The following is a 19,024-nucleotide window of genomic DNA, read 5'->3' on the forward strand; positions in this document are numbered from 1 at the left end:
GCAGCAGGTTACGCGGCGCCGCCCGCCGCGCCCCGGAACTAGGCCGGGCGGCTCAGCCCAGGGAGCGCACGAGCGTCTCCTGCAGGTGCGTGGTGAAGTCGTACACCGCCCACGCGTAGCGCTGCGGGTCCTCCTCCTCCAGCGGGCCGGGCTCCTCGTCATCGCGCACGCCCAGGCGGGTGCCCAGGGCCAGGCGCACGTCGTTGAGGGTGCCCAGCCAGGTGCGCGCGCCCTCGGCGTCGAGCTGCACGCGCCCGCCCTGGCCCTCCACCGGCTCCAGCGAGGCCAGCACCGCGCGCGCCGCGGCGGCCTTGCGCTCGCGCAGGCCGCGCTCGGTGAAGCGGCGGAACTCCGCCGCGGCGGCGGGGTCGTCGGGGTAGGCGTCGGGCAGCAGCCGGCGCAGCACCTCGTCCTCGGGCGGGGCGGTGGGCCCGGCCGCGCCCTCGCCCAGGGCCCCGAACCCCGGCAGGTCGCCCAGGCCCAGCTCGGCGGCCAGCGGGTCGGCCGGCTCCTCGGGCACGTCGAGCAGCTCGAGCACCTCGCGGGTCACCGAGGCGAGCACGTCGGCCTCGACCGGCTGCAGGGTCAGCGAGAACAGGCCGTGGCGGTTGCGGCGGAACGTGGCCATCGCGGGTCGTCGGATCCTCAGGGCGCTCAGTCGTCCTTCTGCAGGGTGGCCCACAGCCCGTAGCCGTGCATGGCCTCCACGTCGTGCTCCATCTGCTCGCGGCTGCCGCTGCTGACCGCGGCGCGGCCCTTGGTGTGCACGTCGAGCATGAGCGCCTGCGCCTTCTCCTCGGAGTAGCCGAAGTGGGTGCGGAAGACGTAGGAGACGTAGGACATGAGGTTGACCGGGTCGTTCCACACGAGCGTCACCCACGGGGTGTCCGGGACGGCGGCGAGGTCCGCCTCCGGGCGGTCGAGCTCCACGGGAGCGGTGAGGACGGTCGCGGGCACGGCCCCCAGTCTAGGAGCCCGTGGCGCAGCGCCCCACCCGCCGCCGCCCCACCGGGCCCGCCGCCCCACCGGGCCCGCCGCACCACCGGGCCCGGCCCGCACCGCGCGCTGCCGCGCCCGGGCGCGCGGTGCGCGCTAGGTTCGCCCGCGTGAGCGTGAGCACGGCGACCACCGGCCCGGCGACGGCGCTGCTGACCGACCACTACGAGCTGACGATGCTGCAGGCCGCGCTGGCCGACGGCACCGCCGAGCGCCGCTGCGTCTTCGAGGTCTTCGGGCGCCGGCTGCCCGAGGGTCGCCGCTACGGCGTGGTCGCCGGGGTGCCGCGCGTGCTGGACGCGGTGCGCGACTTCCGCTTCGGGCCCGCGCAGCTGCGGCGGCTGCGCGGGGTGCTGGACGAGCCGACGCTGGACTGGCTGGCCGCCTACCGCTTCGGCGGCTCGATCGAGGGCTACGCCGAGGGCGAGCTGTGGTTCCCCGGCTCGCCGATGCTCACGGTGACGGGCACCTTCGCCGAGGCCGTCGTGCTCGAGACGGTGGTGCTCTCCATCCTCAACCACGACTGCGCGGTCGCCGCGGCCGCGGCGCGCATGAGCACCGCCGCGCGCGAGCGCCCGCTCATCGAGATGGGCTCGCGGCGCACCCACGAGGAGGCGGCGGTGGCCGCCGCGCGCGCGGCGTACCTGTGCGGGTTCACCGCCACCTCCAACCTCGCCGCCGGCGAGCGGCACGGCATCCCCACCACGGGCACCAGCGCGCACGCCTTCACGCTGCTGCACGACTCCGAGGAGGAGGCGTTCCGCGCGCAGGTCGCCGCGCTGGGCAAGGGCACCACCCTGCTGGTGGACACCTACGACATCACCCGCGGCATCGAGACGGCCGTGCAGGTCGCCGGCCCGGACCTGGGCGCGGTGCGCATCGACTCCGGCGACCTGGCCGTCCTGGCGGTGCAGGCGCGCGAGCAGCTGGACTCCCTGGGCGCCACGGGCACCCGCATCGTCGTCTCCGGGGACCTCGACGAGTTCGCGCTGGCCGCGCTGGCCGCCGCGCCCGTGGACGGCTACGGCGTGGGCACCTCGCTGGTCACCGGCTCCGGCGCCCCGACCGCCGGGCTGGTCTACAAGCTCGTGGAGGTCGAGGGCCGCCCGGTCGCCAAGCGCTCCACCTCCAAGGTCACCCAGGGCGGGCGCAAGGTCGCGGTGCGCCGGCACCGGCCCACCGGCACCGCCACCGACGAGGTCCTCGGCGTCGGGCACACCCCGCCGCGCGAGCCCAACGACCGCCCGCTGCAGGTGCCGTTCGTCGTCGACGGCGAGCGCGCGGCGGACCTGCCGACGCTGGAGGAGTCGCGCGAGCACCTGCGCCGGGCGCTGGTGACCCTGCCGTGGGACGGCCTGGCGCTGTCCAAGGGCGACCCGGCGATCCCCACCACCGTGCTGCCACCACCGGCGCCGGGGACCGAGGAGGTGCGGTGACGCGCGCGCTGGTCGTCGTGGACGTGCAGAACGACTTCTGCCCCGGCGGGGCGCTAGGCGTGGCCGGCGGCGACGAGGTCGCCGCGGCCACCAGCCAGCTGCTGGCCCGCGGCGGCATCGAGTTCGACCACGTCGTGGCCACGCAGGACTTCCACGTCGACCCCGGTGCGCACTTCTCCGACACCCCGGACTTCGTGGACTCCTGGCCGCCGCACTGCCGCGCGGGCAGCTGGGGCGCGCTGCTGCACGACGCGCTGGACACCCGGCGGGTGGAGGCGGTCTTCCGCAAGGGCCAGCACTCCGCGGCCTACTCCGGCTTCGAGGGCACCACCTCGCGCGTGACGGAGGAGGGCGGCGAGCTGGTCACGGGCCTGGCCGACTGGCTGCGCGAGCGCGGCGTGGACGAGGTGCACGTGGTGGGCATCGCCACCGACCACTGCGTGCGCGCCACCGCCCTGGACGCCGCGCGCGAGGGCTTCCGCACGACCGTGCTGCTGGGCCTGACGGCGGGGATCTCCGCGGACACGGTCGGGGCGGCGCTGGAGCAGATGCGCGCGGCGGGCATCGCCCTGGTCGGCGAGCCCGTCGTCGGCGGCTGAAGCCCGCGCCCCCCACCCCCGCGCGGAACACCCCTGCCGCCTCGCGGGTTGCCGCTCCTCGGCGGCACCCACCACGACGGACGGAGCACGACGTGCTGATCGGGATCATCGGAGCGGGCAACATCGGCGGGAACCTCACCCGGGCGTTCCGCCGGCTGGGCCACGAGGTGCGGGTGGCCAACTCCCGCGGGCCCGAGACCCTCGCCGACCTCGCCGCCGAGACCGGCGCCAGCGCGGTGGTCGCGGCCGAGGCCGCCCGCGGGGCGGACCTCGTCGTGGTCACCGTGCCGCAGAAGAGCGTGCCCGGCCTGGCCGGGGCGCTGGACGCGGCCGCCGACGGCACCGTCGTGGTCGACACCGGCAACTACTACCCGCAGCTGCGCGACGGGCGCATCGAGGAGATCGAGGCCGGCACGCCCGAGACCGCGTGGGTCGCCGCCCACCTGGACCCCGCCGGCCGGCTGCGCTGGGTGAAGGCCTTCAACGGCATCGCCGCCGACCACCTGCTCACCGCCGCCCGCCCGGCCGGCGACGCGCAGCGGCGGGGCCTGCCGCTGGCCGGCGACGACGCCGGCGCCAAGGCCGTGGTGGCCGAGCTGCTCCTGGCGATGGGCTTCGACCCGGTGGACGCCGGCACGCTGGCGGAGTCGTGGCGCCAGCAGCCCGGCACCCCCGTGTACGGCCTGGAGGCCGACGCCGAGGGCGTCGCCCGCGCGCTGGGCGAGGCGACGCCGGAGCGCCCGGCGGACTTCCGCGCCTGAGGCGACCCGGCCGGCCGCCGCGACGACGAGGGCCCCGCGCCCGCTCCGTCCGGAGCGGGTGCGGGGCCCCGGCCGCGCAGCGGGCGCCTCAGCGCCGGCGCACCACCACGGTGCCGCCGAGCTTGTCGTGCAGGGCCTGCTTGCGCCGGTCCCACGTGGGCCACAGGTAGTCCAGCAGCGTGTAGAAGGGCACCAGCTGGCCGACGACGTCGCTGGTCAGCCACCGCAGCAGCGCCTGCCCCCACGTGGGGTTGCCCGGGCGCTCCCAGTGCCGCACCCGCAGCCCGCACAGCGCCTTGCCGGGGGTGGCGCCGTAGAAGCGCAGCGCCAGGACGGTGTAGGCGGCGCTGACGGCCAGCACCACGAAGGTGAAGCCGGAGGAGGCGGCGGCGAAGCCCGGGTCGTCGAGCAGGCGCAGGGAGGCCGTGGGGTCGCCGGCCGTGGCGGCGGGCAGGGAGTCCTGCACCTCGCGCAGCATGCGCTGCACCAGCGACCAGCCGGCGACGGTGGCGACCGCGGAGACCAGGAGCAGGTCCACCAGGCGGGCCAGCAGGCGCGCGCCCAGCCCGCCCAGCGGCTGCCCGTCCGGCGTGGCCAGGGCGCGCGCGGTCGGCCGGCCGTACGAGGGGTCGCCGTAGGGGCCGTACCCGCCGCCGCGCTGCGGGTCCTGCTGCCAGCCGCGCTGCGGGTCGTCCTGCCAGCCCCGCTGCGCGCCGTGCGGGTCGTGGCGGGCGGGCGCGTCCTCGCGCAGGTCCACCGCGGGCGGGGCGGCGGGGTGGGTGTGCTCGGTCCAGCGCTGCCCGTCCCACCAGCGCAGCTGCGCGCGGTGCGAGGGGTCGGGGTACCAGCCGGCGGGCGTGCTCACGCGCGACGCACCCCCGCGGCCGGGTGCACCGGCTCCCCGGCGCGTCCCGCGCCACCGACGCCGCCCACGAACGTCACGCTCGACCTCCTGCACCCGGGACGTTCCCGGCTCCCACGGGCGCAACGGGCGGCCGCCGCGGACGGTTCCACGGGGCACCGGCCCGCGACGCCGATCGGCGGCGCCGGGGCCCGGCTCAGCTGAAGCGGCGCACGATCTCGGAGTTGCGGTCGGCCAGCAGCCGGCGCAGCGTGCGCCGCACGAAGAGGGCGTCGGCCACCCGGCCCAGCGGGCCGGCCGGGCTGCGCCAGGCCATGCGGTCCGTCATGATCGTCATCTGCGGGCCCTCGGCCTCGAAGGAGTGCTCGTGCCGGAACTCGGCGAACAGGCCCTCCTCCATGCGGTCCACGAAGCGGCGCGGGCGCTCCAGCTCGACGATGCCCGAGGTGTGCGTGACCGGCACCAGCCGGAACAGGCGCACCCGCCAGCGCACCCGCTCGCCCAGCTGGATGCGGCCGCTGGTGCGCCCGGCCCCCTCGACGGCGCGCACCCGGAACCTGCGGCCCGCGACGCGCTCGACGTCGAGGTCCAGGGACACGTCGAACACCTCGTCGACGGTTCCCCGGACCATGGTCCGCTGGACGATCTCGGGCACCGTCCGAACCTACCCGAGCACCCGGCGCCCCGACGCGGGGGCGGGACCCGCCGGCCGGCGGGTCAGACCATCGCCAGCAGGTGGTCGCGCCGGCGGCGCAGCACGTCCACCCCCGCCGAGGCCGACGGCGGCCCGGGCACCGCGGCGCGGACCTTCGCGTAGACGGTGGCGTGGGGCAGCTGCCGGCCGGCGGCGACGCGGCCGACGAGCCCGTGGATCTCCTTGCGCAGCAGCGCGGCCGTGTGCCACACCGCCTCCTCGTCCTCCGGGGCGGGGGCCGGGGCCTGCTCCGCGGCGGGCTCCTCGGCGGCGCGCGGGCTGGCGGTGCGCCGGCGGATCTCCGCGTCGCGCTGGGCCAGCAGCGCGGCGGTCTGCTCCGGGGAGAGCAGCCCGGGCAAGCCGAGGAAGTCCTCGTCCTCGGCGGTGACCCCCACCGCCGCGCCCTCGGTGCCCAGCAGGGCCCGCCCGCCGTGCAGGACGTGGGCGAACTCCGCCTGCGCCTCCAGCGCCTCGTACTCCGCCGGGCCGCCGGCCTCGCGCTCGGGCACCGGCAGCAGGTCCAGCCCGCCCTCGTCGACCTGCTCGGAGGTCGCGCTCGGCGGCGGGGGGATCACGTGGTCGCGGTCGGACTCCATCTCGGCGGCCAGCGCCAGCAGCGGGCGCACCGCCGGCAGGAACACCGTGGCCGACTCCCCCCGCGCGCGGGCGCGCACCACGCGCCCGACGGCCTGCGCGAAGAACAGCGGGGTGCGGTAGGACGTCATCCACGCCAGGCACGCCGCGCGCGGGACGTCCACGCCCTCGGAGACCATCCGCACGCACACCGCGAAGCGCTGGTCGCCCGCGGCGAAGTCGGCGATCCTCTGCGACGCCTTCGGGTCGTCGGAGAGGATGAGCACCGGCTTCTCCCCGGTCACGCGCTGCACGATCCTCGCGTAGGCGCGCGCGTCGTCCTGGTCGCTGGCCAGCACCAGCCCACCGGCGTCGTGCATGCCGTGCTCGCGCAGGTGGTCCAGGCGCTCGTCCATGGCGGCGATGACGTGCGGCACCCAGTCCCCGCGCGGGTCCAGCGCGGTGCGCCAGGCCAGCGCCTCCACCGACTTCGTGGTGGGCTCGCTCAGGGAGGCCGCCACGACCTCCCCGGCGGAGTTCCGCCAGCGCGAGGTGCCGGTGTAGGCGGCGAAGACGACCGGGCGCACCACGCCGTCGGCCAGGGCCTGCCGGTAGCCGTAGGTGTAGTCCGCCACGCTGCGCAGGCCGCCCTCGGACTCGGCGGAGTCGTCCTCGACGTAGCGCACGAAGGGGATGCGCTCGTCGGCGCGGGTGCGGAAGGGCGTGCCCGTCAGCGACAGGCGCCGGCGCGCGTCGGCGAACGCCTCCTGGACCGCCTCGCCCCAGCTGAGGCCGTCGCCGGCGTGGTGGATCTCGTCGAGCACCACCAGGGAGCGCTTGGCGGTGGCGCGGGCGCGGTGCAGCATCGGGTGCCCGGCCACCTGCGCGTAGGTCGTCACGTAGCCGCGCACGTCCGGGCGCACCGGGCCGACCGCGTTGGACATCGTCGGGTCCAGCTCGATGCCGGCGCGGTGGGCGGCCTCGGCCCACTGGGTGCGCAGGTGGTCGGTGGGGGCCACCACGACCACGCGGTCGACCTTGCGGGCCTGCAGCAGCCGGCGCGCCAGCTCCAGGGCGAACGTCGTCTTGCCCGCCCCGGGGGTGGCGGTGACCAGGAAGTCCTCCGGGTCGTCGCGCTCGGGGTCGAAGTAGCGCTCGACGGCCTCGCGCTGCCACGCCCGCAGCGCCCTGCCCGGTGCGGCGGGGGTCGCGGCGGGGGTCGCGGCGGGGGTCGCGGCGGGGGTCGCGGCGGCGCCCGCCGCCGCACCGGCGGGGGCGGTGGCGAACAGGTCCGGTGCGGGGTTCTGGGCTGTCGTGCTCACGGTCCCCCCACCGTAGACGAGCCCGGCGCGGGCGCCGGGGACGCGGCCCCGGCGCGTGGCGGGCGGGTGCGCGCACCGGCCAGCGCGGCCGCCAGCGCCACCAGCGCCAGCCCGGCGTACATCCCGCCGAACAGGTCCTGGTCGCGCCCGGCGCCGGCGTGCAGGGCGGCGAAGACCCCGCCGGCCACGGCGATGCCCAGCACGCAGCCGAGGTTGTCCGACAGCTGCAGCGCCGACGAGGCGGCCCCCCGGTCGGCCGGCGCGGCCAGGCGCAGCGTCAGCACGCTGGTGGTGGCGATGCCCAGGCCCATGCCGGAGCCGGCGAGCAGCCACGCCGCCAGCACCCACCAGCCGGAGGCGCCGCCGAGCGTGAGGGCCGCCAGCACCGCGCAGGCGGCCGCCAGGGCCGCGCCGCCGCCGGTGAGCAGCAGCGCGCGCGGCAGCCGGTCCAGCGCACGCGCCTGCGAGGTGGTGCCGGTGAACCAGCCCAGGGTGCCGCCGGTGAGCACCAGCCCGGCCTGGGAGGGGCTGAAGCCGCGCTCGGAGACGAGCATGAGCGGCACGAACGTCTCGGTGCCGAAGAACGCGGCGGTGAACAGCCCGCGCACCACGACGACGCTGGGCAGCCCGCGCGCCAGGCGCAGCGCCCCGCGCGGCAGCAGCCCCGGCAGGGCCGCGGCCACGGCCACCGCGCCGCCGGCGGTCAGCAGCACCGCCGGCGCCCCGCCGCCGCCCAGGGACTCCGCGCCCACCTGCAGCGCCCCGGCACCGCCGGCGACGACGAGCCCGCGCACCGCCCGCCCGCGCGCGCCCCCGGTGGCGCCGCCACCCGCGCCACCCGCGCCACCGGCGGCGGTCGCTGCGACGCGCGGCAGGATCACCGCGGCCACGAGCACCGCCAGCGGCACCACCCCGCCGAACACCGGGCGCCAGCCGGCCTCCTGCGCCACCCACCCGGCCAGCGCCGGGCCGGCGACGCCGGGCAGCACCCAGCACGCGGACATCCACCCGAACACCCGCGGGCGCACCTCGTCGGGGTAGGCCGAGCCGACGACGACGTAGATGGAGACCACGAGCAGCCCGCCGCCCAGGCCGGCCAGGACGCGGCCGGCCAGCAGGGCGGGGAAGGTCGGGGCGGCCGCGCACACCGCCTGCCCGACGACGAACAGCGCCGCGCCGGCGGCCATCGGCGCGCGCGGGCCGCGCGCGTCGGCCCAGCCGCCGGCCAGCACGGTGCCCAGCAGGCCGGCGGTCAGGAAGGACGAGAAGGCCAGGCCGTAGGAGCGCACCGCGCCGAGGTCGGCGGCGGCCACCGGCATGGCGGTCGCCACGGCGATCGACTCGAACGCCACCAGGCAGACGAAGGCGAGGACGGGCAGGGTGGTGGCGCGGTGGGCGCGCGAGAGCGGCCCCGCCGGAGCGGTCCCCGCGCCGTGGGCGGGGCCGGGCATCAGCGGTCCGCGTCGTCCCCGCCGCCGCCGGACAGGCTCTGGTAGATCTCCTTGCAGGTCGGGCAGACCGGGAAGCGCTTCGGGTCGCGGCCGGGCACCCACACCTTGCCGCACAGCGCGATCACGGGGTCGCCCGAGAGGGCGGACTCCACGATCTTCTCCTTCTTCACGTAGTGCGCGAAGCGCTCGTGGTCACCGGGCTGGATGCGCTCCTCGGCCTGCTCCTCGCGCTCGATCACGGCCGTGCGCGAGGGCGTCGTCGACGGCGCGTCCTGGCGGGCCGGGCTGAACGGGTCGTCGGTCGGCGAGCTCATGCGGCGATGGTACGTGCCGCGCACGGGCCCCGGCTCAGTTCATCGACGCGTCGGCGGGGAAGCTGGCCACCAGCGCCAGGTCGCCGCCCTGGCGGCGCAGCACGTCCGCCCACAGCCGCTCGGGGGTGTCGCTGAAGGCGTCGCGCGCCTCGGCGGGCAGCACGAACCAGGCGTCCTCGGCGATCTCGCCCTCGAGCTGGCCGGCGCCCCAGCCGGCGTACCCGGCGAAGATGCGCAGCCCGGCCAGCTCCTCCACCACCGCCTCCGGCGGGGTGTCCAGGTCCACCAGCCCCACCGAGCCCAGCCCCACGGAGCCGAAGACGCGCCGCACCCCGGCCGGGTCGGGGCGGTCGCCGGGCACGGCCACCAGGCCCAGGGCGGAGTCCAGCGCCACCGGCCCGCCCTGGAAGAGCTTGCCGGGCGCGGTGGCGAAGGCCTGCCAGCCCGGCAGGACGGCGTCCACGTCGACCTCCATCGGCCGGTTGACCACCACCCCCAAGGCCCCGTCCTCGTCGTGGTTGAGCACCAGCACGACGGCCCGGTGGAAGTTCGGGTCGGTCAGCGAGGGCGTCGCCAGCAGCAGGCGCCCCGTCAGCGCGGCGGGCGCGGGGTCGCCGTTCACGACCGCCGACCCGTTCGGTTCCTGTGGCCCACGCCCCCATCATGGCGCCTCGCGCGCGAGGCGGCCGGGCGGGCGCCCCGACGGGTGCGCCGGGCGCTCAGTCGCGGGCGGTGCGCTTGTCGCGGTACATGCGCGCGTCCGCGCGCGCGAGCACCTCGGCGGCCGGGTCGCCCGGCTCGTCCACCACCAGGCCCAGGCTGCAGCGCACCGAGACGGCGCCCCGGCCGGGCACGTCCACGGCCACGCCGCTCACGGCGCGCCGGAAGCGCTCCTCCAGCGCGGTCGGGTCGGTCTCGGCCGGCCCCTCCAGCAGCACGACGAACTCGTCGCCGCCGTAGCGGGCCACGGTGTCCTCCTCGCGCGCCGCCGCGCTCAGCCGCTGCGCCACCGCCACGAGCACCGCGTCGCCCACGAGGTGCCCGTGCAGGTCGTTGACCGCCTTGAGGTCGTCGACGTCGCAGAAGGCCACCGCCGGCGCGACGCCGGTGCGCCGGGCGCGCGAGCGCGCCTGCGACCAGCGGTCCTCGAACAGCGAGCGGTTGGGCAGGCCCGTGAGGCGGTCGTGCGTGGCCCGGTGCGCCAGGTCGCGCAGCCGCTCCACGTGCTGGGAGACGTCCCAGCACGCCAGCGCCAGCGCCGCCTCGCCCTCCAGGAGCACCGGCGAGGCCACCACCTCCACGGTCACCGCGGTGGCCGCGGGGCGCACGAAGCGCCACTCCGCCAGCGGCACGCCCTCGCCCGGCTCGGCGCGCTGCGCCGCCGCCAGGCCCTCGCGCAGGTTGGCGCGGTCGTCGGGGTGGACGAGGTCCTCCAGCGCGCCGCCCACCGGGTCGGCCTGCGCGGAGCCGGCCGCCAGCAGCCGCCGAGCGGAGGCGTTGACCCAGCGCACCGTGCCGTCGACGACCAGGAGGATGGCGATGGGCGAGTCCTCCACCAGCCGTCGGTAGTCCTCGTGCTGCACAGCGCCCTCCCCCGATCGGCGACCGTGCGGCCGCCCGGACGCAGACCGTACGGGGCGGGCCGGACGCGCTCCCAGCCGGAACGGGTGAAGTCCCCGGCACGGCGGAACGGGGAGCACGCAGCGTGCGAGAGGGGACACGTGTTCGCCCGGACACGTGTCCGGGCGAACACGTGAGTGCGTCGGGACGGTGGGTGACGTGCGCGGGTGCGCGCCGCGGCACCGGCCGCCTCGGGGCACGCGCCGAGGCGCGCCCGGGCACGACGAAGGGCCGCTCCCCTGACGGGGAGCGGCCCTTCGCGGTGTGGAGATGGCGGGAATCGAACCCGCGTCCGCCAGCGTGGTACCAGGGCTTCTCCGGGTGCATCCTGTCCAGCGGTCTGCTCGGCCCCGATGCTCACACAGGCGTGTCACCGCCGGGCCCAGCCGCGCTGCGTGTCCCCTCCACCTACGCGACCTCGGTGGAGGGTGAGCCCCCTAGCTGATGCCAGGACCCGGGGCGGGAGCACACCCGGGCTGACAGAGTCGCACTCGCTCAGGCGGCGAGGGCGAACTCGGTGCGCTTGGAATCGGCACCTATTGGTTTGCACGGAGCGTTGACGAGATGACCGTGCATCCTCGACCCGCTTCCCCTGGCTCGACGACCGACGTCGAAACCTGTCATCCCCGTGTTCAGTTGTGGTGCTGCCGGCCCCGTCGTGGCGACCGGTGACCAGCATACGTCCCAACGCCGCCGCCGGCGCGCCCATTCCCCCGCCGGGGTGGGCGCCGCCGGGGCGGGGGGGCGCCTCACTCGCGGTTGCGCCGCAGGGACATGGCGCGCTCCGCCTCGCGGCGGTCCTGGCGCTCGCGCAGCGCGTGGCGCTTGTCGTAGTTCTTCTTGCCCCGCGCCAGGGCGATCTCGACCTTCACGCGCCCGTCGGAGAAGTACAGCGACAGCGGCACGATCGTCAGGCCGGACTCGCGCAGCTTGCCGGCCCACTTGTCGATCTCCGCGCGGTGCAGCAGCAGCTTGCGCCGGCGCCGCGGGGAGTGGTTGGTCCAGGTGCCCTGGACGTACTCGGGGATGTGGACGTGCTCGAGCCACAACTCGCCCCGGTCGATCTGGGCGAAGCCGTCCACGAGGGAGGCGCGGCCCATGCGCAGGGCCTTGACCTCGGTGCCCATCAGCGACAGGCCCGCCTCGTAGGTGTCCTCGATGTGGTAGTCGTGGCGCGCCTTGCGGTTGCTGGCGATCACCTTGCGCCCGGTCTCGCGCGGCACGTCGGCCCTCCCCCGTGTGGTCTGGACCGTCCAGTCTAGGTGCGCGCGGCGCCGGCGCGCGCGGGCGTTCTCGCACGGCGGAGCGCCGGGGCGCCGCCGCGGGGCGGGCGCGGCGCCGGTGGCCGGCTCAGACCTTCAGCCAGCGCCGCAGGCTCACCAGCGAGGCGAAGACGGCGAAGACGACGCCCACGCCCAGCATGAGCGGGGCCGTGGGCCACAGCACGTCGCCGGTCTCGACCAGGCGGGTGGTGAAGTCCGGGCGGTCGCCCAGGCGGCCCACGCCGTACTCCACCAGCGCGTAGAGCACCCCGGAGGCCAGCACCGCCCCCACCAGGCTGGCGATGACGCCCTCGAGGACGAACGGCAGCTGGATCAGGGCCCGTGAGGCGCCCACCAGGCGCATGATGCTCACCTCGCGGCGCCGGCTGAACGCCGTCAGGCGGATGGTGGTGGACACCAGCAGCACCGAGCACAGCAGCATCAGCGCCGCCAGGCCGATGGCCACGCGGGTCGCGCCGTCCATCGCCGCGAACAGCGGCCCGAGCACCGCCCGGTCGTCGGGCACCTGCTCCACGCCCGGCGCGCCGACGAACTGCTCACGGATCTCGGCGTAGCGGGAGGGGTCGACCAGCCGCACCCGGAAGGACTCCGGCAGCTGCTCGGCGGTGACGTTCTCGGTGATCGCGGGGTCGTCGTACTGCTCGAGGAAGTTCTCGTACGCGTCCTGCTGGGACTCGTAGAAGACCTCGTCCACCAGCGGGGAGGCCTCCAGCTGCGCGCGCACCGCGTCGCGCTGCTCGGTGGTGATCCCCCCCGCCGGGCACGCCTCCTGCGGGCTGTCCCGCCCGCACAGGAAGATCGACACCTGCACGCGGTCGTACCAGTCGCCCTTGAGGATGGAGACCTGCTGCTGCACGAGCAGGCCCAGGCCGAAGAAGAACAGCGAGACCATGGTGACCAGGACCACGGCGACGGTCATGGTGAGGTTGCGCCGCAGCCCGGCGCCCATCTCCCGCAGGACGAAGCCGGCGCGCATCAGCGGGCCGACCCGTACACGCCGCGGTCCTCGTCGCGCACCAGGCGCCCGTCGCGCAGCTCGACGACGCGCTTGCGCATCTGGTCGACGATGTCGTCGTCGTGCGTGGCCATGACGATGGTGGTCCCCGTGCGGTTGATGCGGTCCAGCAGCTTCATGAGGCCGACGCTGGTCTCCGGGTCGAGGTTGCCGGTGGGCTCGTCGGCCAGCAGGATCGCCGGCCGGTTGACGAAGGCGCGCGCGATCGCCACGCGCTGCTGCTCGCCGCCGGACAGCTCGTGCGGGCGGCGGCGCTCCTTGCCGGCCAGGCCCACCAGCGCCAGCGTCTCGGGCACCGCCTGGGCGATGACGTGGCGCGGCTTGCCCAGCACCTGCAGCGCGAAGGCGACGTTCTCGAAGACGCTCTTGTCGGCCAGCAGCCGGAAGTCCTGGAAGACCACGCCGATCTGGCGGCGCAGCGCCGGCACCTTCCAGCTGCGCAGCCGCCCCAGGTCGCGCCCGGCCACCTGCACGGTGCCCGAGGAGGCCCTCTCCTCCTTCAGCACCAGCCGCAGGAAGGTGGACTTGCCCGACCCGGAGGGCCCGACGAGGAAGACGAAGTCGCCCCTGTCGACCTGCAGGGTCACCTCGGCCAGCGCGGGGCGGTGCCCCTCGCCGTAGACCTTGCTGACGTGCTCGAAGGTGATCACTCGTGGGACGGCCAGTCTCGGGGACGGGGTGCGGGCGACGTGCTCTGGCCGCCGACCACTGTACGTGCGCGACCTGCGGGCGGGCGCCGCCCCCCGCCCGCGCCGGTCAGCTCGCGCCCGCGCCGGCGCGCTCGCCCTGGCGGCGCCAGCGGATGCCCGACTCCAGGAAGGCGTCGATGTCGCCGTCGAAGACGGCCTCGGCGTTGCCGACCTCGTAGTTGGTGCGCAGGTCCTTGACCATGCGGTAGGGCTGCAGCACGTACGAGCGCATCTGGTTGCCCCACGAGCCGGAGTCGTCGCCCTTGAGGGCGTCCAGCTCCGCCTGGCGGTCCTGGCGGGCCTTCTCCAGCAGCTTGGCCTGCAGCACGCGCATGGCCGCGGCCTTGTTCTGCAGCTGCGACTTCTCGTTCTGGCAGGTCACGACGATACCGGTGGGGATGTGCGTCAGGCGCACCGCGGAGTCGGTGGTGTTCACCGACTGACCGCCCGGGCCCGAGGAGCGGTAGACGTCCACGCGCACGTCGTTCTCGGGGATCTCGATGTGGTCGGTCTCGGCCACCACGGGCAGCACCTCCACGCCCGCGAAGGACGTCTGGCGCCGGCCCTGGTTGTCGAACGGGGAGATGCGCACCAGGCGGTGGGTGCCCTGCTCGACGCTGAGGGTGCCGTAGGCGTAGGGGGCGGCGACCTTGAAGGTGGCGGACTTGATGCCCGCCTCCTCCGCGTAGGAGGTGTCGTAGACCTCCGTCTTGTAGCCGCGGCGCTCGGCCCAGCGCAGGTACATGCGCATGAGCATCTCGGCGAAGTCGGCCGCGTCGACGCCGCCCGCCTCGGAGCGGATGGTCACCAGCGCCTCGCGCCCGTCGTACTCCCCGCTGAGCAGGGTGCGCACCTCGAGCTCGTCGAGCTGCTTCTTGATCGCGACCAGCTCGCGCGCGGCCTCCTCCAGGGAGTCGGCGTCGTCCTCGGACTCGGCCAGCTCCAGCAGGACCTCGAGGTCGTCGATGCGCGAGCCCATCCGCTCGACGCGGTCCAGCTCGGCCTGCAGCGCGGACAGCCGGCTGGTGACGGCCTGGGCGTTGTCCGGGTCGTCCCACAGGTCGGGGGCGGCGGCCTGCTCGTTCAGCCGCGCCAGCTCCGAGCGCAGCGCGTCGAGGTCCGACACCTCCCGGATCGAGGCGTACGTCTGGCGCAGGGCGGAGATCTCGGCGGGGAAGTCGGTGGCTGCCACGGCGCACGAGCTTACGCGCGCGGCGACCCCTCGCCGACGCGCGCGCCGCGCTCAGCCGAAGGCGGACGCCGGCAGGTCCCGCTCGTCCTCGGCGATCGCGCGCACCACGCGCTCGGCGACCACCGCGGGGTCCAGCCCCTCGGGCAGCCGCGGAGCGGTGCCGGCCACCGGGCGGGTGGCCAGGCCGGTCCCGGTGTGCGGCGGGCGCACGTCCAGCACCCGCACCCCCGAGCGGCGCAGCTCCTTGCCGGCGGCGGCCGCGAAGGCGCTCAGCGCCGCCTTGGCCGCGGAGTAGGCGGCCATCCCGGCCACCGGCTGCTCGGCGACGACGGCGCTGACCACGGCGGCGAACGCCCCCGGGCGCTGCGCGGCGGCCCCGCGCAGGTGCGGCACCGCCGCGCGCAGCAGGCGCACCGGGCCGATCGCGTCGGCCAGGAACAGCTCGTCGAGCAGGTCGTCGTCGGCCTCCTCCAGCGGGCCGAAGGCCACCACCCCGGCGGCGTGCACCAGGCCGTCGAGCCCGCCGAGGTGCTCCACCGCGCCGGCCACGAGCGCGCCCGGCGCGTCGGGCAGGCGCAGGTCGGCCGTCACCGGGTGCCCGGGCACGCCCGCCAGGTGCGCGGGGTCGCGGCCGCTGACGACGAGGCGGGCGCCGGCGGCGGCCAGCCGCTCGGCGATCGGGCGGCCCAGGCCGCCGCCGGCACCGGTGATCAGGACGCGCGCGCCGTCGAGGTCGGTCACGGCGCAGACGCTCGCACGGCGCCGCGGTCCGCGCACCCGGGACGGGCACCCGGGACGGGCACCCGGGACGGGCGGCCCGCACGAGCCGGCGGGGCGGGCCGGCTCGGGCGGCGCTTCAGCGGAAGCGGCGGCCCTGGTCGCGGCGGATCGCGCGCACCGCCAGCGCGCCCAGCAGCACCGTCCAGCCCGCCAGCACCGGCAGCGCCGTGCCGGGCACCGCGGTGCCGGTGGCCGCGCCCACCACCAGGTCGCGGCCGGCGCGCGTGGGCGTCCACGTGGAGATCGACGCCAGCCAGTCCGGCATCCCCTCCGGCGGCAGGAACAGCCCGCCGGCGAAGGCCAGCGGCAGCAGCAGCACCTGCGCCAGCGCCAGCGCCGCCTTGGCCGGCACCGAGTACCCCACCGCCAGGCCCAGCGCCAGCAGCGGCAGGCCCGCCACGAGCAGCCCGCCCAGGGCCGCGGCCGCGCGCGCCGCGGTGGTGGTGGCGTCGGTGACCAGCGCGGCCAGCACCACCAGCGGCACCAGCCCCACCACGGTGAAGAACGCGCCCACGAGCACGCGCGCGGCGAAGCGCGGCCCGGCACCGACGGGCAGGGTGCGCAGGTGCGTGTCCCACGGCAGGGCGCGGTCCTCGGCGGTGCCGGCGCCGTGCGTGAACAGCGACACGCTCATCGCGGAGAACACCGCCAGCTGCGCGACGGCCGCGGTGGCGCCGGCCGGCCCCAGCGCCCCGGCCTGCGGCACGACGAAGACGACCAGGATCAGGGCGGGGAAGACCGCGGTGCTGACGACCACCACGGGCACCCGCAGCGTCTCGGTGACCTGGTAGCGCGCGTGCAGCCACGTCAGGCGCAGCGCCCCGGCGGGGCGGCGCACCTGCCCAGGGGTGTCGGCGGAGGTGTCGGCGCGGGCGCTCACGCGGCCGCCCCCGCGCCGCGCCCGCCGGTCAGCGCCAGGAAGGCCTCCTCCAGCGAGGCGGTGGCCACCTCCAGGCCCTCGAAGGGGACGCCGGCACCGACGAGGTCGCGCACGAAGGCGTCGGCGTCGGGCACCAGCAGCTCCCAGCGCCCCTCCTCGGCCCCGCCGGCCGGCACCTGCGCGCCCGCGGTCAGCGCGGCGGGCACCGCCCCGGCCGGGGCCCTGAAGCGCACCCGGCGCAGCGCCGTGCGCCCGCGCACCTCGGCCACGGTGCCCTCGGCCAGCACCCGGCCGCGGTCGACGACGACGACCCGCTGCGCCAGCGCCTCGACCTCCTCCAGGTAGTGGCTGGTCAGCAGCAGCGTGCCGCCCTCGGCGACGAAGGCACGCACCGCCGCCCACAGCGCGTGCCGGGCCGGCACGTCCAGGCCGGTGGTCGGCTCGTCCAGCAGCACCACGTCGGGGCGGCCGACGAAGGCCAGCGCCACGGCCACGCGGCGCTGCTGCCCGCCGGACAGGCCCCCGCACTGGCGCCCGCGCAGGTCGGTGAGCTCGAAGCGCTCCAGCAGCTGCGCGCGCGGCAGCGGGTCGCGGTGGTGCCCGGCGACGAAGTCGACGACCTCCCCCACCTTCAGCGTCTGCGGCAGGCCCGTGGCCTGCGGCGTCACGCCCAGGCGGGTGCGCACGGCCGGCTCGCGCGGGTCGCCGCCGGCCAGGCGCACCGTGCCGCTGGTGGGCCGGCGCAGCCCCGCCACCAGCGAGAGCAGCGTGGACTTGCCCGCCCCGTTGGGCCCGAGCACCCCCACCGCCTCGCCGGGGCGCACGGCGAGGCTGACGTCGTCGAGGGCGAGGACGTCGCCGAAGGTGCGGCTGACGCGGTCGACGTCGACGACGGGGGGATCGGTCACGGCGGCGGCCTCCGGGGCTGGCTCGGGCGCCGGGCGGCGCGGGGACCACTGTGCCCACGCGCGAGCGCGCGGCGCGAGGCTCAGGCCGGGCCGGGCGCGCCGTCGAGGCGCGCGAGCGCCCGGCTGGTCGCCCGCAGCGCCACCCCGCGCGCGAACGGCTCGGGCACCAGCGCGGCGAACGGCGGCACCACCGTCGCCGTGAGCTCCACCACCGCCGTGCGCCCGTCCGGGCTGCCGGTGCCGGCGCCCAGCCGCACCCCCGGCAGGTCCTCCCCCGCCGCGGCGGCGACCAGGTGCGCCTGGGCGGCGGCGCGCACCGAGGCGTCCGACAGCGGCACCGCCGCGTCGCGCACCCCGCCCCCGGCGGCGTAGTAGGCGCCCTCGTCGAGGGCGTCGGCGGCGTCGGCGGCCGCGGCGTCGGCCAGCGCGTGCAGGCGCACCCGCTGCAGGTGCACCGCCGAGGCGGAGACGACCAGCAGCACCAGCACCAGGGCCACGAGCGCGAAGCCCAGCGAGAGCAGCGCGATGCGGCCCTCGTCCTCGCCCCCCAGCGCCGGTGCGCTCGACGCCCGCCCGGTGGGCGGCGCGCTCACGAGGGCGCGAACCGGTCGGCGACGGCCACCCGGCGCACCTGCACCGGCACCACCGCGGGCAGCGCGCCGCGCACGGAGCCCGGCACCAGCGGCAGCGGCACCTCCACCCGCACGGTGGCCGCCACGCGCGCCTGCGGGGTGCGGCACGGGCGCGCGGCACACTCCAGCACCAGCGAGCCCGGCACCGGCTCGAACCCCTGGTCGGCCAGCGCCAGCGCCGTCGCCGCCTCGGCGCGCGCGGCGGCCCGCGCGTCGCCGCTCGTGGTGGCCAGCACGCGCGAGGCCTCCCGGGCGCCGGCCTCGGCGGCGAAGGTGGCCGCCTGCACCCGGCCCAGCGCGAGCACCAGGTACGCCAGCGGCACGAGGAGCAGCACGCCCACGGCCAGGAACTCCACCGCGGCGCTGCCGGTGTCGCCGCCCGCGGGCCGGGCGCGGCGCCGCGCGCGGGTGCTCACGCGGCGCCCTCCACGGCGGCGTGCCCGCGCACCTCGAGCACCCGCGCCGGGCCGAGCAGGCCCAGCAGCGGCAGCGGCGCGCGCACGCGCACCTCCACCACCGGCGCGCCCGCCGCGGCGAGCACCGAGGCGCTCACGTCGGCGGCGTAGCGCGGCGAGAGCGAGTCGCTCAGCAGCTCGCGGGCGCGCTGGGCGCCCAGCTCCGGGGAGCTGCCCGCCAGCGCCCCGAGGCGGGCACCGGCACCGGCGCAGTCGACCGCGGTGGCCCGCACGTGCTGCACCACGGCCAGCTGCAGCACCGCCGCGAACAGCAGCGCCAGCACGCCGGCGGTGGCGGCGAACTCCGCGACGGCCGAGCCCTCGTCGCGCGTCCTCACCGGTTCACAGCCGCCCGACGACGGCGTCCATCGAATGCGTGAACACCTGCTGCAGGCGCGGGCCGGCCACCGCCCACAGGCCCACGACGAGACCGGCGGTCATGAGGGTGACCAGCACCCAGCCGGGCACGTCGCCGCGGTCGCCGCGGTCGCCGTGCCCGTCGCGGGCGGGCAGGGCGCGCAGGGCGCGGCGCAGCAGGCGCGAGGCCGCGGGCGCGGCGCGG

23 protein-coding genes and 1 other RNA gene are annotated in these 19,024 nt (G+C 77.2%); 3 read left to right on the forward strand and 21 right to left on the reverse strand.

Annotated features, from left to right (window positions below; translation table 11 throughout):
• Positions 1 to 52 precede the first annotated feature (52 nt).
• Both ACRYMN_RS11605 and clpS read right to left on the reverse strand, forming a co-directional pair.
• On the reverse strand, positions 53 to 628 hold the full coding sequence (locus tag ACRYMN_RS11605; RefSeq protein WP_432495146.1) for a DUF2017 domain-containing protein: 576 nt from the start codon (positions 626 to 628) through the stop codon (positions 53 to 55).
• 26 nt (positions 629 to 654) lie between these two features.
• On the reverse strand, positions 655 to 957 hold the full coding sequence (clpS, locus tag ACRYMN_RS11610; RefSeq protein ID WP_432495148.1) for an ATP-dependent Clp protease adapter ClpS: 303 nt from the start codon (positions 955 to 957) through the stop codon (positions 655 to 657).
• Positions 958 to 1,172: 215 nt separating this feature from the next.
• On the opposite strand from clpS, the gene ACRYMN_RS11615 reads away from it, so the two are divergent.
• From ACRYMN_RS11615 to ACRYMN_RS11625, 3 genes are all read left to right on the forward strand, one after another.
• Entirely contained in the window at positions 1,173 to 2,432 is a 1,260-nt protein-coding gene (locus ACRYMN_RS11615; protein ID WP_432495219.1) for a nicotinate phosphoribosyltransferase, read from the forward strand.
• On the forward strand, positions 2,429 to 3,031 hold the full coding sequence (locus ACRYMN_RS11620) for a nicotinamidase (RefSeq protein WP_432495150.1): 603 nt from the start codon (positions 2,429 to 2,431) through the stop codon (positions 3,029 to 3,031). Before ACRYMN_RS11615 ends, ACRYMN_RS11620 begins: the two co-directional genes overlap by 4 nt.
• Positions 3,032 to 3,123: 92 nt before the next feature.
• Positions 3,124 to 3,792 (forward strand): NADPH-dependent F420 reductase, encoded by a 669-nt coding sequence (locus tag ACRYMN_RS11625; RefSeq protein WP_432495152.1) that lies wholly within the window; start codon positions 3,124 to 3,126, stop codon positions 3,790 to 3,792.
• 88 nt (positions 3,793 to 3,880) lie between these two features.
• On the opposite strand, the gene ACRYMN_RS11630 is transcribed toward ACRYMN_RS11625, so the two are convergent.
• The 19 genes from ACRYMN_RS11630 to ACRYMN_RS11720 form a co-directional block, all read right to left on the reverse strand.
• The gene (locus ACRYMN_RS11630; RefSeq protein ID WP_432495154.1) at positions 3,881 to 4,657 is read right to left on the reverse strand and encodes an RDD family protein; all 777 of its coding nucleotides are present in this window, start codon (positions 4,655 to 4,657) and stop codon (positions 3,881 to 3,883) included.
• A 193-nt stretch (positions 4,658 to 4,850) separates the two neighbouring features.
• Complete coding sequence (locus tag ACRYMN_RS11635) at positions 4,851 to 5,309, reverse strand: SRPBCC family protein (RefSeq protein WP_432495156.1); 459 nt, start codon at positions 5,307 to 5,309, stop codon at positions 4,851 to 4,853.
• A 62-nt stretch (positions 5,310 to 5,371) separates the two neighbouring features.
• Entirely contained in the window at positions 5,372 to 7,243 is a 1,872-nt protein-coding gene (locus tag ACRYMN_RS11640; protein WP_432495158.1) for a DEAD/DEAH box helicase, read from the reverse strand.
• A complete protein-coding gene (locus ACRYMN_RS11645; RefSeq protein ID WP_432495160.1) occupies positions 7,240 to 8,694 on the reverse strand; it encodes an MFS transporter in 1,455 nt (484 codons plus the stop codon). The genes ACRYMN_RS11640 and ACRYMN_RS11645 overlap by 4 nt, the downstream gene beginning before the upstream one ends.
• A complete protein-coding gene (locus ACRYMN_RS11650; protein WP_432495162.1) occupies positions 8,694 to 9,008 on the reverse strand; it encodes a DUF3039 domain-containing protein in 315 nt (104 codons plus the stop codon). The genes ACRYMN_RS11645 and ACRYMN_RS11650 overlap by 1 nt, the downstream gene beginning before the upstream one ends.
• 34 nt (positions 9,009 to 9,042) lie before the next feature.
• Positions 9,043 to 9,630, reverse strand: coding sequence for a YqgE/AlgH family protein (locus ACRYMN_RS11655; protein WP_432495164.1), 588 nt, complete (start codon positions 9,628 to 9,630; stop codon positions 9,043 to 9,045).
• A 97-nt stretch (positions 9,631 to 9,727) separates the two neighbouring features.
• Positions 9,728 to 10,591 carry a GGDEF domain-containing protein gene (locus ACRYMN_RS11660; protein WP_432495166.1) on the reverse strand — a complete coding sequence of 288 codons (864 nt, stop codon included), beginning with the start codon at positions 10,589 to 10,591 and terminating at the stop codon, positions 9,728 to 9,730.
• A gap of 299 nt (positions 10,592 to 10,890) precedes the next feature.
• Positions 10,891 to 11,256, reverse strand: a transfer-messenger RNA (tmRNA) gene (ssrA, locus tag ACRYMN_RS11665).
• A 121-nt stretch (positions 11,257 to 11,377) separates the two neighbouring features.
• Positions 11,378 to 11,851 (reverse strand): SsrA-binding protein SmpB, encoded by a 474-nt coding sequence (smpB, locus tag ACRYMN_RS11670; protein ID WP_432495167.1) that lies wholly within the window; start codon positions 11,849 to 11,851, stop codon positions 11,378 to 11,380.
• A gap of 127 nt (positions 11,852 to 11,978) precedes the next feature.
• Positions 11,979 to 12,887 carry a permease-like cell division protein FtsX gene (ftsX, locus tag ACRYMN_RS11675; protein ID WP_432495169.1) on the reverse strand — a complete coding sequence of 303 codons (909 nt, stop codon included), beginning with the start codon at positions 12,885 to 12,887 and terminating at the stop codon, positions 11,979 to 11,981.
• Positions 12,887 to 13,576, reverse strand: a complete 690-nt coding sequence (gene ftsE / locus ACRYMN_RS11680; protein WP_432495171.1) for a cell division ATP-binding protein FtsE — start codon at positions 13,574 to 13,576, stop codon at positions 12,887 to 12,889. The genes ftsX and ftsE overlap by 1 nt, the downstream gene beginning before the upstream one ends.
• Positions 13,577 to 13,682: 106 nt before the next feature.
• A complete protein-coding gene (prfB, locus tag ACRYMN_RS11685; protein ID WP_432495173.1) occupies positions 13,683 to 14,807 on the reverse strand; it encodes a peptide chain release factor 2 in 1,125 nt (374 codons plus the stop codon).
• A gap of 51 nt (positions 14,808 to 14,858) precedes the next feature.
• Positions 14,859 to 15,548, reverse strand: coding sequence for an SDR family NAD(P)-dependent oxidoreductase (locus tag ACRYMN_RS11690; protein ID WP_432495175.1), 690 nt, complete (start codon positions 15,546 to 15,548; stop codon positions 14,859 to 14,861).
• A 115-nt stretch (positions 15,549 to 15,663) separates the two neighbouring features.
• Complete coding sequence (locus ACRYMN_RS11695; RefSeq protein ID WP_432495177.1) at positions 15,664 to 16,467, reverse strand: ABC transporter permease; 804 nt, start codon at positions 16,465 to 16,467, stop codon at positions 15,664 to 15,666.
• Positions 16,464 to 17,375 carry an ABC transporter ATP-binding protein gene (locus ACRYMN_RS11700; RefSeq protein WP_432495179.1) on the reverse strand — a complete coding sequence of 304 codons (912 nt, stop codon included), beginning with the start codon at positions 17,373 to 17,375 and terminating at the stop codon, positions 16,464 to 16,466. Before ACRYMN_RS11700 ends, ACRYMN_RS11695 begins: the two co-directional genes overlap by 4 nt.
• Positions 17,376 to 17,455: 80 nt before the next feature.
• Complete coding sequence (locus ACRYMN_RS11705) at positions 17,456 to 17,968, reverse strand: pilus assembly protein TadG-related protein (RefSeq protein ID WP_432495181.1); 513 nt, start codon at positions 17,966 to 17,968, stop codon at positions 17,456 to 17,458.
• Positions 17,965 to 18,423 (reverse strand): pilus assembly protein, encoded by a 459-nt coding sequence (locus tag ACRYMN_RS11710; protein WP_432495183.1) that lies wholly within the window; start codon positions 18,421 to 18,423, stop codon positions 17,965 to 17,967. Before ACRYMN_RS11710 ends, ACRYMN_RS11705 begins: the two co-directional genes overlap by 4 nt.
• A complete protein-coding gene (locus ACRYMN_RS11715) occupies positions 18,420 to 18,800 on the reverse strand; it encodes a pilus assembly protein (protein ID WP_432495185.1) in 381 nt (126 codons plus the stop codon). The genes ACRYMN_RS11710 and ACRYMN_RS11715 overlap by 4 nt, the downstream gene beginning before the upstream one ends.
• A 4-nt stretch (positions 18,801 to 18,804) precedes the next feature.
• Positions 18,805 to 18,999 carry a hypothetical protein gene (locus tag ACRYMN_RS11720; RefSeq protein WP_432495221.1) on the reverse strand — a complete coding sequence of 65 codons (195 nt, stop codon included), beginning with the start codon at positions 18,997 to 18,999 and terminating at the stop codon, positions 18,805 to 18,807.
• Positions 19,000 to 19,024: the final 25 nt, after the last annotated feature.

This window comes from Kineococcus gypseus (genome assembly GCF_050871305.1).
Taxonomy (GTDB): domain Bacteria; phylum Actinomycetota; class Actinomycetes; order Actinomycetales; family Kineococcaceae; genus Kineococcus; species Kineococcus gypseus.